The 14,593-nt window shown below is 66.5% G+C and carries 14 protein-coding genes and 1 pseudogene; 11 read left to right on the plus strand and 4 right to left on the minus strand.

Translation table 11 applies throughout. From position 1 onward, the window contains the following. The 5 genes from HYU53_02095 to HYU53_02115 all read left to right on the plus strand — a co-directional run. On the plus strand, window positions 1–382 hold a 382-nt coding region (locus tag HYU53_02095; GenBank protein ID MBI2219982.1), incomplete at its 5' end, for a hypothetical protein. 234 nt (window positions 383–616) lie between these two features. After that, entirely contained in the window at window positions 617–1,474 is an 858-nt protein-coding gene (locus tag HYU53_02100) for an NYN domain-containing protein (GenBank protein MBI2219983.1), read from the plus strand. A 47-nt stretch (window positions 1,475–1,521) separates the two neighbouring features. Then, window positions 1,522–2,055, plus strand: coding sequence for a hypothetical protein (locus tag HYU53_02105; GenBank protein MBI2219984.1), 534 nt, complete (start codon window positions 1,522–1,524; stop codon window positions 2,053–2,055). Window positions 2,056–2,560: 505 nt separating this feature from the next. After that, window positions 2,561–2,926, plus strand: a complete 366-nt coding sequence (locus HYU53_02110; GenBank protein ID MBI2219985.1) for a hypothetical protein — start codon at window positions 2,561–2,563, stop codon at window positions 2,924–2,926. A gap of 63 nt (window positions 2,927–2,989) precedes the next feature. After that, window positions 2,990–4,108: an esterase-like activity of phytase family protein gene (locus tag HYU53_02115; protein ID MBI2219986.1), complete on the plus strand. Its 1,119-nt coding sequence runs from the start codon at window positions 2,990–2,992 to the stop codon at window positions 4,106–4,108. Window positions 4,109–4,117: 9 nt separating this feature from the next. Here the strand turns inward: HYU53_02115 and HYU53_02120 are convergent, their stop codons facing one another. Then, on the minus strand, window positions 4,118–4,336 hold the full coding sequence (locus HYU53_02120) for a hypothetical protein (GenBank protein ID MBI2219987.1): 219 nt from the start codon (window positions 4,334–4,336) through the stop codon (window positions 4,118–4,120). A gap of 278 nt (window positions 4,337–4,614) precedes the next feature. Here HYU53_02120 and HYU53_02125 point away from each other — a divergent pair. From HYU53_02125 to HYU53_02140, 4 genes and pseudogenes are all read left to right on the plus strand, one after another. Further along, a pseudogene (locus HYU53_02125) lies at window positions 4,615–4,737 on the plus strand (membrane dipeptidase). A 147-nt stretch (window positions 4,738–4,884) separates the two neighbouring features. Further along, window positions 4,885–5,187, plus strand: coding sequence for a hypothetical protein (locus HYU53_02130; GenBank protein ID MBI2219988.1), 303 nt, complete (start codon window positions 4,885–4,887; stop codon window positions 5,185–5,187). Continuing rightward, window positions 5,184–6,287, plus strand: coding sequence for an ACR3 family arsenite efflux transporter (arsB, locus tag HYU53_02135; GenBank protein ID MBI2219989.1), 1,104 nt, complete (start codon window positions 5,184–5,186; stop codon window positions 6,285–6,287). The genes HYU53_02130 and arsB overlap by 4 nt, the downstream gene beginning before the upstream one ends. A 10-nt stretch (window positions 6,288–6,297) precedes the next feature. After that, entirely contained in the window at window positions 6,298–7,146 is an 849-nt protein-coding gene (locus HYU53_02140) for a CoA transferase (protein MBI2219990.1), read from the plus strand. Window positions 7,147–7,220: 74 nt separating this feature from the next. On the opposite strand, the gene HYU53_02145 is transcribed toward HYU53_02140, so the two are convergent. Next, a complete protein-coding gene (locus HYU53_02145) occupies window positions 7,221–8,528 on the minus strand; it encodes an amidohydrolase (GenBank protein MBI2219991.1) in 1,308 nt (435 codons plus the stop codon). A 68-nt stretch (window positions 8,529–8,596) separates the two neighbouring features. Here HYU53_02145 and HYU53_02150 point away from each other — a divergent pair, with 68 nt between their 5' ends. After that, window positions 8,597–9,721: a 4Fe-4S binding protein gene (locus tag HYU53_02150; GenBank protein MBI2219992.1), complete on the plus strand. Its 1,125-nt coding sequence runs from the start codon at window positions 8,597–8,599 to the stop codon at window positions 9,719–9,721. Window position 9,722: 1 nt separating this feature from the next. Here HYU53_02150 and HYU53_02155 read toward each other — a convergent pair whose 3' ends face one another. Then, window positions 9,723–11,045 carry a pyridoxal-phosphate dependent enzyme gene (locus HYU53_02155; GenBank protein ID MBI2219993.1) on the minus strand — a complete coding sequence of 441 codons (1,323 nt, stop codon included), beginning with the start codon at window positions 11,043–11,045 and terminating at the stop codon, window positions 9,723–9,725. 146 nt (window positions 11,046–11,191) lie between these two features. On the opposite strand from HYU53_02155, the gene HYU53_02160 reads away from it, so the two are divergent. Then, complete coding sequence (locus HYU53_02160) at window positions 11,192–12,004, plus strand: alpha/beta hydrolase (GenBank protein MBI2219994.1); 813 nt, start codon at window positions 11,192–11,194, stop codon at window positions 12,002–12,004. Here HYU53_02160 and HYU53_02165 read toward each other — a convergent pair. Then, entirely contained in the window at window positions 11,997–14,585 is a 2,589-nt protein-coding gene (locus tag HYU53_02165; protein MBI2219995.1) for a DUF5110 domain-containing protein, read from the minus strand. The two genes, HYU53_02160 and HYU53_02165, sit on opposite strands and share 8 nt — an antisense overlap. Window positions 14,586–14,593 lie beyond the last annotated feature (8 nt).

The following is a 14,593-nucleotide window of genomic DNA, read 5'->3' on the forward strand; positions in this document are numbered from 1 at the left end:
TCAGGTGCACATCTTCGACGCGAAGGACCTGCGCGAGCGGTTCGACCGCTCCTACGCCGCACGCCGGAAGGCCGGTCATACCATCCCGGTGGGACGGGGAATGTGGGTATCGCTGTATCACCCGGACAGCGACGATCCTGTGAACCGTGTCGGCGGCGGTATCGGTCTCGACCACCCGCCGATTAATACGGTGCCGCTGGACGAACCCACCGCGTCAGGCAGCAGCAGCACCCGGCCTCCGGTAATGCCGCCCACGTCGCAGGGAACCGCCGCAGGTGAGGACGACAACTTCGAGCCGCTGACGATCCCGGAGGCCAAGGTCCGGCTCGCCCGCACGCTCGGCGTCGATCCGGGGAGTATCAAGATCACGGTCGAGGCTTGAACAGATCAATCCTCGACAGGCCGGTGTGGGGAAGGTCGGGAACAGCGAGAAGCGTGGGAATGCGCTAATCGGCCAAGAGCAGCGGCGCCTACGTGCAGGCCTTGAGGTTGACGGAATACCGATGCCTGGCCGATAATAGTTGCGGTCGTCCCGACTAGTATTCTAAATGGGGTGACCTAGTACAGGGCTCCTTCGGGAGCCCTTCGTTTTTCGCCCCAGGTTCAGGAGTTGCTGATGGATCGGGTTGCCGTCTTCGTGGACGCCGGCTACCTTTTCGCCCAGGGATCGGTGGCTCTTGCGGGTCAAAAGCTCCCTCGCGGTCGCCTCGTACTAGATCACGAAAAGGCAATCGACGCACTCGCCGACTTTGCAGTCCGGGTCAGCGGTGTCGACTTGCTGCGCGTGTACTGGTACGACGGAACGTCAACCGGCCCCAGTTCCCAACACCTCACGTTGGCGCACTTGGCACGCGTGAAGGTCCGTCTCGGCTTCGTCAACAGCGTCGGTGAGCAAAAGGGCGTGGACTCTCTGATCGTCACCGACATGATTGCTTTGGCGCGCAACCACGCGATGAGCGAGGCGGTGCTCTTGTCCGGAGATGAGGATTTGCGCGTCGGAGTGCAACAGGCGCAGGAGTTCGGCGTCCGTGTGCACCTTCTCGGAATTCGCCCTAGCCGGGGAAGCCAGTCGCTGTTCCTGCTTCAAGAAGCCGATTCGACGCACGAATGGAGTCCCGATGATCTGACCCCGTTCCTCTCGTGTAAGCCCGACATTGCCGTGGTATCTGCGGCGCCTCTCCCGGCCGCCGCTCCCGCGCCGCTGGAACCGATGCTGGTACCCGATCCGCTCAACGACGTTGCTTCCGCCCTCGCGACGGAGATCCCCACGACGGAACTCGAAGCCCTTACCGAGTCGATTCGTCAATCCGGACAGATCCCAAAAGAGTTCGATGGTCGGCTCTTAGCCGAAGGAGGCCGTGCGCTCAAGGTGCGACTCGATCCCGCGCAGAAGAAAGAGGCTCGAAACGCGTTTCTCAAAGCGTGTGAGCAGCGCTTGGCCCAAGCACAGCAAACCGCTGGTGGTCCCGACTGAGAACGCGATGGCGGTCCAGGCACCGCCGGGATTAGTCGTGAACCCTGATGCCCCTAAGACTCGATCTCTCCCCATTACTCGAATACCCTGAAGCGTGGCGCCGGCAAGGAAAGGGGTTGCTGTTCTCATCGGAGGTTCTGTGGTGGCACGCGCAGCACTCGACGCCGGAGGCATTGGCGATGCCGGCAGCGTCACTGTTAGGCGGCTACGCTCTGGAGCACTTGTTGAAGGGCCTACGGGTGAAGCAACTGCGCGCGGCCGGCGAATCGATCCTTGTCAAGGGTCGGCTCCGACGAGAACTGACGCGACACGATTTGATCACTCTCGCGGAGGCGGCTGGCGTGCCGTTGGCTCGCCACGAGCGGTTTCTCCTGGAACGACTGACCGTGACCATCACGTGGGGTGGACGATACATTGCTCCCAAAGACGTGGGCGAGACGGATTCTCCGACGATGAGTTCGACGGACCAAGAGGCGATTCGGCGATTCGCAGCAAAACTCGAGGACATGCTCGAAGGGAAGGAGCCGGTGGATTACGACAAGTTGTTGAATGCCACCGACCGTCCGCCACACGATCATTAGACTCGCAAGTCGGAAACGCCCCGCCCATTTCGGCGCGTTTGCGCCTCTCGTCCGTCCAGTTGCGGCTCCGGTTTCCAACGTGCCAGGTAAGGCTCAGGCTGCGCGACGAAGCCCGTCGATTTGCCGGAGCCAAGGAACGATTTGGTTCCAACTGGCAGGCATTAGGGACGCCAAAGCCGTCCATGCGCCCAAGGCCGACCCGGCGCCCGCGGAGGACCTGCTGGCGGCCCATTTTCGTGACTGCGAGCCACGCACGAGGCTCATTGAGCTGAAGCACTACGCCTCCAAGGGATCACCCGCATGGTAGTCGCTCAGTCGCCCTCATAGACCCAGGAGCCCAGGCCGTCGAGATGATCGCCGCTTTTCACGGAGGTGGAAAAGCCGGAAAGCGGATGCGGCGACGATTTCCTGGGCGTGCCTGGGCTCTCGCCTTCCACCTTCCACTGTGCAGCTTGCATCCGGCCCCCTGGCGGCGTAGGCTTTCGTTCCTCTCAGGAGGTTTCACATGGATCACATCTGCCTCGTGCTGCCGATCCTCTCCGGGAAAACCAGCGACGCTCGGGCCTTCATGCACGAGCTGGACGGTCCGCGAAAGAAAGAGTTTGACGCCTCGGAACGCCGGATCGGGATCACGAAGGAACTGTGGTACCTGGCGAAAGCTGCCTCCGGCGATCAGCTCGTGGGCTACATGGAATCGCAGGACTTCGCCAAGGCGGTGGCAGAGTTCTCCGCGTCGCGAGAGGCCTTTGACGTGTGGTTCAAGCGGGAAATGGCGAGAGTGACCGGGGTCGATCTGAACAATCTTCCGGATGATTTCGCCCCGTCCGAACTGCTGTCGCAGTACGACGTGGGCCAGATGCAGCATGCGTGAGTGAGCGAAGGTGCCGGCTTCTCTTGTCAACCGCCGATCTGCCGGCGCAGCCTGGAGGATTCGATGCGCAGATACCACAGCGTTCTGATTCGATTGGCGGCCGCGGCCGCGGTGGCGGGCGCCGGCATGGTGGCCCACGCGGACAACCGGGCGAAGCCGCCCGCCCTCGAATTCCTCGGCCAGGCCATCGTCGCCACCGGGACGACGTTTGACGGCACGACGGTCGGCGGGCTCTCGAGCATCACCTACGACGCGGCGCGCGGCGTCTTCTACGCGCTCTCCGACGACCAGAGCATGCTGAACCCCGGCCGCTTCTACACACTACAGCTCGATCTCGCCGACGGCCGGCTCGACGATGGCGACGTCCACTTCGTCGCCGTGACGACGCTGCTCGCGCCGGACGGACAGCCGTACGCGGCGGGCAGCTTCGATCCGGAAGGGCTGACGCTGGCCAAGAGCGGCGAGCTGATCGTCACGTCGGAAGGGATCGCCACCCGGCAGATTGCACCGTGGGTTCGCCGCTACGCGCGCGATGGCACGTTCCTCGGCGACCTGCCGGTTCCCGGCGCGTTCGACCCGACGAGCTCGACGCACGGCGTGCGCCAGAATCTCGCCTTCGAGGCGGCCGCCGTGGCGCCCGACGGCCGTCACCTGTTCGTCGGGTCCGAGGGCGCGCTGGTGCAGGACGGCCCCGCCGCCAGCCTCGCTGGCGGCAGCCCTTCGCGGATCCTCCGCTACAACCTCGCGGCCGGCCGGCTGGATCGCCAGTACGTCTACGTGACCGATCCGATCGCGGAGCCGCCGGTGCCGGCGACGAGCTTCGCCGTGAACGGGCTGGTCGAACTGCTCCCGTTCAACGCCGAGCTCATGCTCTCGATGGAGCGTTCCTTCTCGGTCGGCGCGCCGGACACGGGAAACACGATCAAGATCTACCGCGTCGAGTTCCCGGGGGCCGGCGACGTGAACGGCGCGGAGAGCCTGGCCGGCATGCTCGACAGCATCCGCGCTGTGAGAAAGACGCTGCTGCTGGACCTGGACGATCTCGGGCTGCCGCTCGACAACATCGAGGGGATGGTCATCGGCCGGACTCTGCCGGACGGCCGCCGGTCACTCGTTCTCGTCAGCGACAACAACTTCGCGGCGAGCCAGTTCACGCAGTTCCTGCTCTTCGCGATCGAATAGGGGGAGCCGTCATCGCAACGCACGCAGCGCGAGCGTGCGATAGCCGTGCGCGCGCGTCCACTGCACGCGCACGAACGCCAGGCGCGGCTTCCCATCCGGCTCGAAGAAGTAGACGAGCACCTCGTCGAAGCGATCCTTGTACGACTCGGTCAGCAGCCCGGCGATGGCCACCGCTTCCCCCTGCTTCGCCGTCTCGACTTCCAGGACGAGCGCGCTGTGGGCCGACATCGCGGCGGTCAGTCTCCAGCTGAATGCGCTTACCGGCGGAGGCGCGGGCGCCAGCGGGTTGCGTGGGGCGCTGGGCGGAGCGGGCGGCGACGATCCATCCAGATAAGTCGCCATGCCCGCGACGCCAATGGCAAGGAGCGCGGCCATTACCGGTACGACGAGGTCACGCGCAGGACCCGTCAGTGCGTCGCCGCCACCCGGCGCCTCCTCAGCGCGCATCGTAGCACGCGGGCGGCCCCGGTGTAGGATGCTGCCGGCACTGAACGCTCACGCGAACGATCATCGACGCGCTCGAGACGTCCACGCAGCCGATCCTCTTCAGCCACACCGGCGCAAAGGCGCTGCACGCCGCCGGCCGATCCGTGACCGACGAGGAGATCCGCGCCACGGTCAAGGACGGCATCCGCAGCGAACGCACGCTGGCCGGACACACGCTGAACGTCACACCACTCCCGCCACCGGCCAGTGTCGACTGGCGTCGGTCCGTCAGCGCCCCGGTGTATCCCTCCGCCGCCGAAACCCGTCCAACCAGGCAAGGAGGCGATATCATGGAGACAGAAGGCCTGGCGGCCGCCGACGTCACCGTCGACGAGCGGCTCGTCGTCGACGAGATGAACGTGTGCGCGCGAGAGGTGATTGGCAGCCTGCCCGAGGACTACCGGGCAGCCCTGGTCCTTCACGATCTCGAGGGGCTGAGCGCTGCCCAAACAGCGAAGGTGTGCGGGTGCTCGGTGCCCACCGCGAAGATCCGGATCCACCGCGCTCGGGTCCGCCTGCGGGAGGCCCTGCAGGGACAGTGCGACTTCTACCGCGACCGCGCCAACGTCCTGCGGTGCGACCGGAAGGCGTGAGGGGAACAAGCGCAGTGCCCGCGCGAACGACCGCTGCACCAAAGAAACGCCTCGGCATCTTCGAGCGGTATCTGAGCCTCTGGGTCGGCCTCTGCATGGGGATCGGCCTCCTGCTCGGCAACGCCGTACCCGGCTTCATGAACGGCCTGCGGGAACTCGAATTCGGCGCCGGCAGCCAGATCAACGTGCCGATTGCCGTGCTCATCTGGCTGATGATCACGCCGATGATGATGAAGGTGGATTTCGGCGCGATCCGCGACGTCGGGCGCCGGCCGAAGGGGCTGCTGGTCACGCTGCTCGTGAACTGGGTCGTCAAGCCGTTCTCGATGGCGGCGATCGCGTGGCTGTTCTTCCGGGTCGTCTTCAGCGCGTGGATTGGCCCCGCCGATGCCGACCAGTACATCGCGGGAGCGATCATCCTCGCGGCGGCCCCCTGCACGGCGATGGTGTTCGTGTGGAGTTACCTGTCGGACGGAGACCCCGCGTACACGCTCGTGCAGGTTTCGGTGAACGACCTGATCATGCTCCTGCTGTTCGCGCCCATCGTTCGGTTCCTCGTTTCCGGCGCCTCTTCCCTGCACGTGCCCTTCAAGGTTCTCCTCTACTCCGTCGTCATTTTTATTGTGATTCCGCTCGCGGCCGGCGTGCTGTTCCGGCATTGGCTGATGAGCCGAAAGGGGCGCGCCTGGTTCGAGGAGGCGCTCCTGCCGCGGTTCGCGCCGGTCAGCATGGCGGCGCTGCTGGTCACGCTGATCCTGATTTTCGCGTTCCAGGCGGAGAACATCACCACCAAGACGCTGCACGTGGCGCTCATCGCCGTGCCGATTCTCATCCAGGTGTATTTCAACGCGTCGCTGACCTACGGGCTGATGCGCCTGTTCCGTGTCGAGTACGCCGTCGCCGCCCCCGGCGCGCTCATCGGCGCAAGCAACTTCTTCGAACTGGCGGTCGCCACGGCGATCGCGCTCTTCGGGCCGCAGTCCGGCGCCGCCCTTGCCACCGTGGTCGGCGTGTTGATTGAAGTGCCCGTGATGCTCTCGGTGTGCGGGGTGTGCAACCGGACGCGTCACTGGTTTCCCGCCCCGCAGGCGACCGGCTAGGATCCGCTCCGTGAAGAGAACGCTCGACGGAGTACGGATCGTGTCCACCGCCGTGAACGTACCGGGGCCGGTTGCTGCCGCCATGCTGCGCGACAGGGGCGCGACGGCGATCAAGGCCGAACCGCCAACAGGCGATCCTCTCGCGCTCGCGGCGCCCGCCTGGTACGCCGAGCTGACCGCGGGCATGCAGGTGCTGCGCCTGGATCTGAAGTCCCCTGACGGGCGGGGCCAGCTCGATCGACTGCTGGCGTCCGCCGACCTTCTCATCACGGCGACACGCCCGGCCTCGCTGCAGCGGCTGGGGCTCTCGTGGCCGGATCTCCACCGCGATCACCCGCGGCTCTGCCACGTCGCGATCACCGGATACCCATCGCCGCGCCAGGATGTCGCGGGGCACGACCTGACCTACCAGGCGGAGGCGGGGCTCGTGGCCCCTTCAGCCATGCCGCGAACGCTGATTGCCGACCTCGCCGGCGCGCAGCAGGTCGTGATTGCGGCGCTCGACCTGCTGCTCGCGCGCGAGCGCGGTGGAGAGGCCGCCCGCGTCGAGGTGGCGCTCTCTGCATCCGCCCGGCTGTTCGGAGAACCGCTCCGGCACGACCTCACCTCGCCGGCAGGGTCGCTGGGCGGATCCCAGCCGGCCTACAGCATCTATCCCACTCGCGAAGGCTGGCTGGCGGTTGCGGCCCTCGAGCCGCACTTCCGCGCCGCGCTCGCACGCGAGCTGGGCGTGGACGTGGGCGATCGCGCGGCGCTCGCGCAGGTGCTGGCGGAAAAACCTGCCATGGAATGGGAGCGCTGGGCCGAAGCGCGAGGCCTGCCGCTCGCGGCGCTCCGGGAGAGCGAGTGGCACCCGTGATCGCCGCCTCGGCTCCCATTCGAATCTGCGTCAATCGAGACGGTTACTTGACGGTAACTTGGAATCCTGAACTGCTACTTCGCGAACAGGTAGTCCGCTGCCAGATGCGCCAGGGCGCGCACGCCGGTGACGAGCGCCGACTCCTCCACGAAGAACCTCGGCGAGTGGTTGGGCGCCGCCTTCCCGACCTCCGCCGGCGGCGTGATGCCCAGCATGATGAAGAGCCCGGGCACCTCGCGCTGGAAGTAGCTGAAGTCCTCGGCAACCGTGTTCTTCGGCAGTTCCATCAGCTGCCGGCCGGCGACGCGCCGGAGCGTGGGGAGCATCCGCGAAGTGAGCCGCGGATCGTTCACGGTCTCGGGATACCCGGTATCGATCCGCACGGATGCGGTGGCCCCGGTCGCTTCGGCGATCCGTTCGGCCGTCCTGGCGATTCGCGCATGGATGTCCTTGCGCATGTTCGCGTCGAAGGTCCGAATCGTCCCGACGAGCCGCGCCGAGTCAGGGATGATGTTGTTGCGGGTGCCCGCCTCGAACTGCCCCACCGTCACGATGGCGGGCTGGTCGGTGATGTCGACCTGGCGGCTCACGATCGTCTGCAGGCCCAGCACGATCTGTGAAGCCACCACGATCGGATCGATGCCGGACCACGGGTTCGCGCCGTGCGTCTGCCGGCCGCGCACGACGACTTCGAACGAATCGACCGCCGCGAGCATCGGCCCGCTGCGCCACCCGATCGTGCCGGCCGGGACGTTCGCGAAGACGTGCAGGCCGAAGATCGCGTCCACGGCGGGCTGCTTCAGCACCCCCTCCTTGACCATCAGCTCGGCCCCGGCCGGCTCCTCGTCGCGCGGCGCCCCTTCCTCGGCGGGCTGGAACACGAAGGTGACGGTGCCCGGGAGCTGCGGCTTCATGTCGGTCAGCACTTTCGCCGTCGCCAGCAAGATGGCCATGTGCGCGTCGTGACCGCACGCGTGCATCACGCCGACCGCCTTGCCTTCGTATTCACTCTTCGCGCGGCTGGCAAACGGGACGTCCACCTCCTCCACGACCGGCAGGCCGTCCATGTCCGATCGAAGCGCGACCGCCGGCCCGGGCCTCACCCCCTGCAGCACCGCGACGACGCCGTGGCGCGCGACGCCGGTCTTTGGCTCGAGGCCGAAGCTGCGGAGTGTGTCCGCCACGAACTTCGCCGTCTCGCCTTCTCGGTTCGACAGCTCGGGATGCTGGTGCAGGTGCCGTCGCCAGGCGAGCAGGTCCTGCTCGATGGCGGCGGCGCGCCGGTCGATCTCGGCGGCGAGCGGCGAGGCCGCCATCGCCGGTTGCGCGACTGACGGAGTGACAGCAGACAACAGGGCGGCGATCGCGAGAAACAGTCTCATGCGGACTACTCTAGCCGAGTAGCCGGCCGGCCGGGAAGGCGATAGGATGAGCGCATCCCGAGGCCGTCATGGCACCCGAAGATGTCTTCCGTCGTCTCCAGCAGCATCTCGACCGCATGCCGGTCGGTTTTCCGGCGACGAAGTCCGGCGTCGAAATCAGAATCCTGCAGCGGCTCTTCACCGTGGAGGAGGCCGGGATCGCGCTGGAGTTGAGCGCGGTTCCCGAGCCGGTCCCCGTGATTCACAGGCGCCTGCGCCGCGCCATGCCGCGTGAGGCGCTCGCGCGAGCGCTCGATCGCATGGCCGAACGCGGGCTGATCGAGCGCGTCGGCGGCAAGCGCGCCCCGAAGTACGGCAAGTCGCTGCTGGCCGTGGGGATGTACGAACGGCAGCTGACGCGGTTGACGCCGGAGCTGCAGCGCGATCTGGACGACTACATGGCCGAGGCGTTCGGCCGCGCGTTCCATGGAGGCGGGATCCCGCAGCTTCGCACGGTTCCGGTCAACCAGGCGATCGCTCCGCCTCTCAGTGTCGGAACGTACGACGACATCCGGTCCTTCGTCGCCGCCTTCGACGGTCCGTTCGCGGTCATGGACTGCATCTGCCGGAATGGCCATGACCTGTTGAACGAGCCCTGCCGCCAGACGACGGCGCGGCAGACCTGCCTGACGTTCGGCCCGGCGGCGCGCGCGATGGTCCGCGAGGGGGCGGCACATTACATCGATCGCGAGGGCGTGCTGAGCGTGCTGGACGAGGCGGACCGCGAAGGTCTCGTGCTGCAGCCGCAGAACACGCAATCCCCGTTGTTTATCTGCTGCTGCTGCGGGTGCTGCTGCGGCGTGCTGAAGTCGGCGCGGCAGCTGCCCGAGCCCGCGCGGCATTTCAGCACGAATCACCTGGCCGACGTGAACCCCGATATCTGCGAGGCGTGCGGCACGTGCCAGGGGCGGTGCCAGATGGACGCGGTCAGCTTCGAGACCGGCGCCGCCGCGGTGCTGGAAGCGCGCTGCATCGGATGCGGGCTGTGCGTCACCACCTGCCCCTCCGGCGCCATGACCCTGGTCCGCAGGCCGGGCAACCGCACGCCGCCCGCGGATACGCCGGCGCTTTACACGGCCATCTTCATCGAGCGCTTCGGCAAGTTTGGCGCCGCGGTGGCGGCAGGCAGGCACCTGCTCGGGATGAAGGTCTAGCTCACGCGAGCGCCCGGATGATGTCCGAGCGCGTGATGATATAGGTCTTGTCGGTCTTGAAGTCCCGCACCAGGACGGCCGGGCTCTCGGGTGTCACCATGGTGGCGAGCACTTCCACCGGCGTCGAGATATCGACGAACGGAAACGCGGGCTGCATGATCGACTCGACGGGCTCGCTTCGGACCGCCGGGTTCCGCGTGATCTCGGCGAAGAGGTGCGCTTCATCGAGCGAGCCGGCCAGCCGGTCGTCACGCGTGATCGAGATCTGCGAGAAGTCGTGCTCGCTCATCATGCGCACCGCGTTCGACACCGGCTCGCGCGACTCCACCGAGAACAGCTCGCCGGACACGCCGCAGGCCACCAGCTCGCGCGCCGTGAGGCCGGTCTTTTCGATGAAGCCCTTCTGGCGCATCCAGTCGTCGTTGAACATCTTCCCCAGGTAGCGCGACCCATGGTCATGGAAGATGACCACGACGACATCGCCTTTCGTGAGGCCGTCTTTCAACTGGAGCAGGCCGGCCATCGCGGCACCCGCCGAATTGCCCGCGAAGATGCCTTCCTCGCGCGCGATTCGGCGCGTCATCACCGCCGCATCCTTGTCCGTCACCTTCTCGAAGCGGTCGATGACGCTGAAGTCCACGTTCTGCGGCAGGAAGTCCTCCCCGATCCCTTCGGTGATGTAGGGGTAGATCTCGTGCTTGTCGAAGACGCCGGTCTCCTTGTACTTCTTGAAGACCGATCCGTACGTGTCAATCCCCCACACCTTGACGGCCGCGTTGCGCTCCTTGAGGTAGCGCGCAACGCCGGTCACCGTGCCGCCCGTGCCGACCCCCACCACCAGGTGCGTGATGCGGCCGTCGGTCTGGTCCCAGATCTCGGGTCCGGTCTGCTCGTAGTGCGCCTGCTGGTTCGACAGGTTGTCGTACTGGTTCGCCTTCCACGCGCCGGGCACTTCCTGCGCGAGGCGCGACGACACGGAATAATACGACCGCGGGTCTTCCGGATCGACGTTGGTCGGGCACACGATGACCTCGGCGCCGAATGCCTTCAGCGCATCGATCTTCTCCTTCGACTGCTTGTCGGTCGTGGTAAAGATGCACTTGTAGCCCTTGACCACCGCGACGATGGCGAGCCCCATACCCGTGTTGCCGGACGTCCCCTCGATGATGGTGCCGCCCTTCTTGAGCAGACCGGCACGCTCGGCGTCCTCGATCATCTTGACCGCCATCCGGTCCTTGATCGAGTTGCCCGGGTTGAACGTCTCGAGCTTGACGAGCACCTCGGCGTCAATCAGGCCGCGCGTCAGCCGGTTGATGCGCACCATCGGGGTGTCCCCGATGGCGTCGAGGATGGTGTCGCAGATCTTTTTCCGCACAGAGCATGGATCATACCCGGAAGCGGGGCCACCGGCACAGGCGGTAGCGGGGCTGCCGAGGGCCGTCGAGCTGCCATGAGCGGGGCGGACACTCCATGGTGAGGCACGCGGCGCTGTTTGCCGGTCTCGTGCTCCTGCTCCTCGCGCTGGCGTGGGTATTCCAGCGGCGAATGATCTACTTCCCCCTCGGCGACGTGCCACCTCCCGGCCGGACGGGGCTCCGCAACGTCGAGGAGGTGACGTTCGAGACCGACGACGGCGTCAGGCTGAACGCCTGGTTCGTGCCTCCGGCGACGGAGGGCAACGACCTGGCGGTCATCGTCTTCAACGGCAACGCGGGCAATCGCGCCTATCGGGCCGAGCTGGCACTCCGGCTTACCCGGCACGGCATCGCCACGCTCCTGTTCGACTATCGCGGCTATGGAGGAAATGCCGGGCTGCCGACCGAGGCAGGACTGGTGCGCGACGGGCGAGCGGCGCGCGCGTATCTCGCATCCCGCGCTGACGTGAATCAGGATGGGATCGTGTACTTTGGCGAGTCGCTCGGCGCCGCGGTGGCGGTGAATCTCGCGCTCGAGCACGCGCCCCGGGCGCTGATCCTGCGTTCTCCCTTCACGTCGCTGGCAGACGTCGCGGCGCACCACTATCCGTTCCTTCCCGTGCGGTGGCTGCTTCGCGATCGCTTCCCGTCTCTCGACCGCATCTCGCAGGTGCGCTGTCCCGTGCTTGTGATCACCGCCGAACGTGACAGCATCGTGCCGGCCAAGCAGAGCCGGCGGCTGTACGAGGCGGCCCAGGACCCGAAGCGGCTGCTCGTCGTGCCGGGCACGGATCACAACGATGACGAGCTGGTCGCAGGACAGCGGATGATTCGCGCCATCCTGGACTTTCTCGACGCGTCTACTTGAGGCGCGCCAGCGCGCGCGCGGTTGCCTTCTGATCGACATCCATCGCGCGAATCTCCTCGCGCATCCGTGGGACGCGCGCCGCCAGGCTCTTCAACTCCTCCGCGGTGCTTCCCGGGTTGATCTCAATCCGCGACGGGGTTTGAACCGCTTCGACAAGGACGTCCGGCGCCCAGCCTTTGGGCCAGGTGTTATTCAACTCCCGCATGGCGCCGCGCAGACGACGGATCGTGCCGATGTAGCCGCTGACGAGGGCGCGGTCGGCGGCCTCCGCAGCCGGTTTCACGACCAGCGTCACCGGCTCGGCGATCGGCGCACGAGGCACGGAGATGATGGTCGTCAGCGTCTCGCCGTCGTAGCGCCACGAGCCGACGCGCTCCCCTCGGGCGCCGAACGGCACAACACGGTCGCCGACGACGACCGAGGCGGGCGGCGGCGCGCCAAACAGACGGACCTCGTACCCGCGCGAGTCCGGCATTCCCGGATAACGGCCTTGCGCAGGAAGGATCTCGATCCGGCGTGCGCCACTCGTGTCGGCCGCGTGCCGGACGGTCGTCCACGAGAACTCGTCCTCCTGGTATCCCAGCCCATCCCCTTCATCGTCGTAAACCCGGGTGGAGCCGCCGGCGCCCGGGAAGATCGTCAGGATGAGCGGGTCGACCGGTTTCTCGCCGGTGTGCTGCATCTGCGGCTGCATGGGCACGATGGCGCCAGCCTTGACGTAGACGGGCACTTCTTCGAGCGTGAAGCGGCGCTCGAGACGCGCGGGCCCTTGAAGCTGCGCTCCCGTGTACCATTCGACCCACTCGCCGGGAGGAAGCCAGACATCCTTCTTCGCGAGCCCGCTCTCTGGATCAACCGGCGCCGCGATGGGCGCGACGATCATGCTCTCGCCGAACAGGTACTCGCCCGTGAACTCGTAGGCTTCCGGCGCCTCCGGATAGTCGTAGTACAAGGGGCGGAGCGGCGACAACCCGGTGTCGTACGCCTGCCGTGACGCGGAATAGAGGTATGGAATCAGCGCGTAGCGCAGCACGAACGCGTCGCGCATCACCTTCGCGTTGTCGGCCGGGTACGCCCAGATGCGGCGTTCCGCCTGCGGGTTCTTGGTCGTGTGCGTGCGAAGGATCGGGCTGAACAGCCCGAACTGCACCCAGCGCGTGTACAGCTCGGCGTCCACCGGTCCCGGCATGTGCCCGCCGATGTCGTGGCTCCAGTAGCCGTAGCCCACATTCGCCGCCGTGGCGGTGAAGAACGGCTGGAACGCCAGCGAGTCCCACACGGACACCGTGTCCCCCGAGAAGCCGATCTGGTAGCGGTGATTTCCCAGCCCGCCCCACCGGTGATAGATGATGGGACGCCTGCCGCGGCGCTCCAGGTCGGACGTGTGGACGTAATTCAACCACCACGTAGGGTTGACCCCTTCCGTCCTGGTCTGGTGTTCCTGCTGCCAGTCGAGCCACCAGAAATCCACGCCCTGCTGCTCGTACGGGTGGTGGAGAATCTTGAAATAGTTCTCGGCGAATTTCTTGTTCGTGATGTCGAACCGAACGTATTGCCGCGTGGCCGGATCGATACCCATCGCGCGCGCCATCGCGGGATATTGCTCTTCGTGCGGCTGCACGCCTGAAGCGGGGTGGAGGTTGAGCGGCGTCTTCAGCCCTCGCTCGCCGCACCAGGCGAGAAATCCCGGCGGGTCCGGGAAGAGCGTGCGGTTCCACGTGTAGCCGGTCCATCCGAGGGTGTGCCCGGACTGATCTTTCCTGTTCTCCCACCACTTCGTTCCAAACGTCAGGTGCCAGTCCATGTCGATGACGAGGACGTCCAGCGGGACGTCGTGCGCCTCGAACTCCTCGACCAGGGCCTTGAGCTCGCGATCGGTGTAGCTCCAGTATCGCGACCACCACGTGCCGAACGCGAAGCGCGGCGGCATCGGGATGCGGCCGGCGACGCGCGTGAAATCCTGGAGCGCCCGGCGGTACTCGTGGCCGTGCCCAAAGAAATACCAGTCCTGGCGAGCGCCGGGCGGTCGCTGGATCACCCACGGCCAGTCTGAATCGTCGAAGAGCGGCCGCGTGGAATCGTCAACCAGGGTCCAGCCGTCTCGAGAAATCAGTCCGGGCTCGAGGCTCGTCGCGCCTTTCACTCCGTCCAACGTGCGGGTGGTTCCGCGCAGGTTGCCCGTGTCCGCCATCCCAGGCTTCCACGCGACGCGCTTGCCTGCGACGTCCAGCTCGACGCCGAGATTCTCCGCGGTGAATCGTCCCGCGCCGCCGGACCGGTAGCGCAGCGTGAGACGTCCCGTGTCGACGGTCGTCCAGCCTTGCACCTTCGCGACCGTGAATGGAGGCGGTGGAAGGCGACGGTTCAGGAAGACAAGAGACGGGCGATCCTCGAACGTACGGCTGGCTGACCATTCCATCCGCACGAGTTGCGGCGTGAGCACGGTGAAGCGCGCGTTCCCCACGACGACAATAGCCTTCGGATCCGCAACCGGATCGGTCTGGTCGGCCAGCGCAACTGGGGGGACGCACAGCAGGACGATGGCGCCTGCCAGGGCACGTAGCGCACTTGGCGTCGGCATGCGCCCAT

Source organism: Acidobacteriota bacterium (assembly GCA_016184105.1).
Taxonomy (GTDB): domain Bacteria; phylum Acidobacteriota; class Vicinamibacteria; order Vicinamibacterales; family 2-12-FULL-66-21; genus JACPDI01.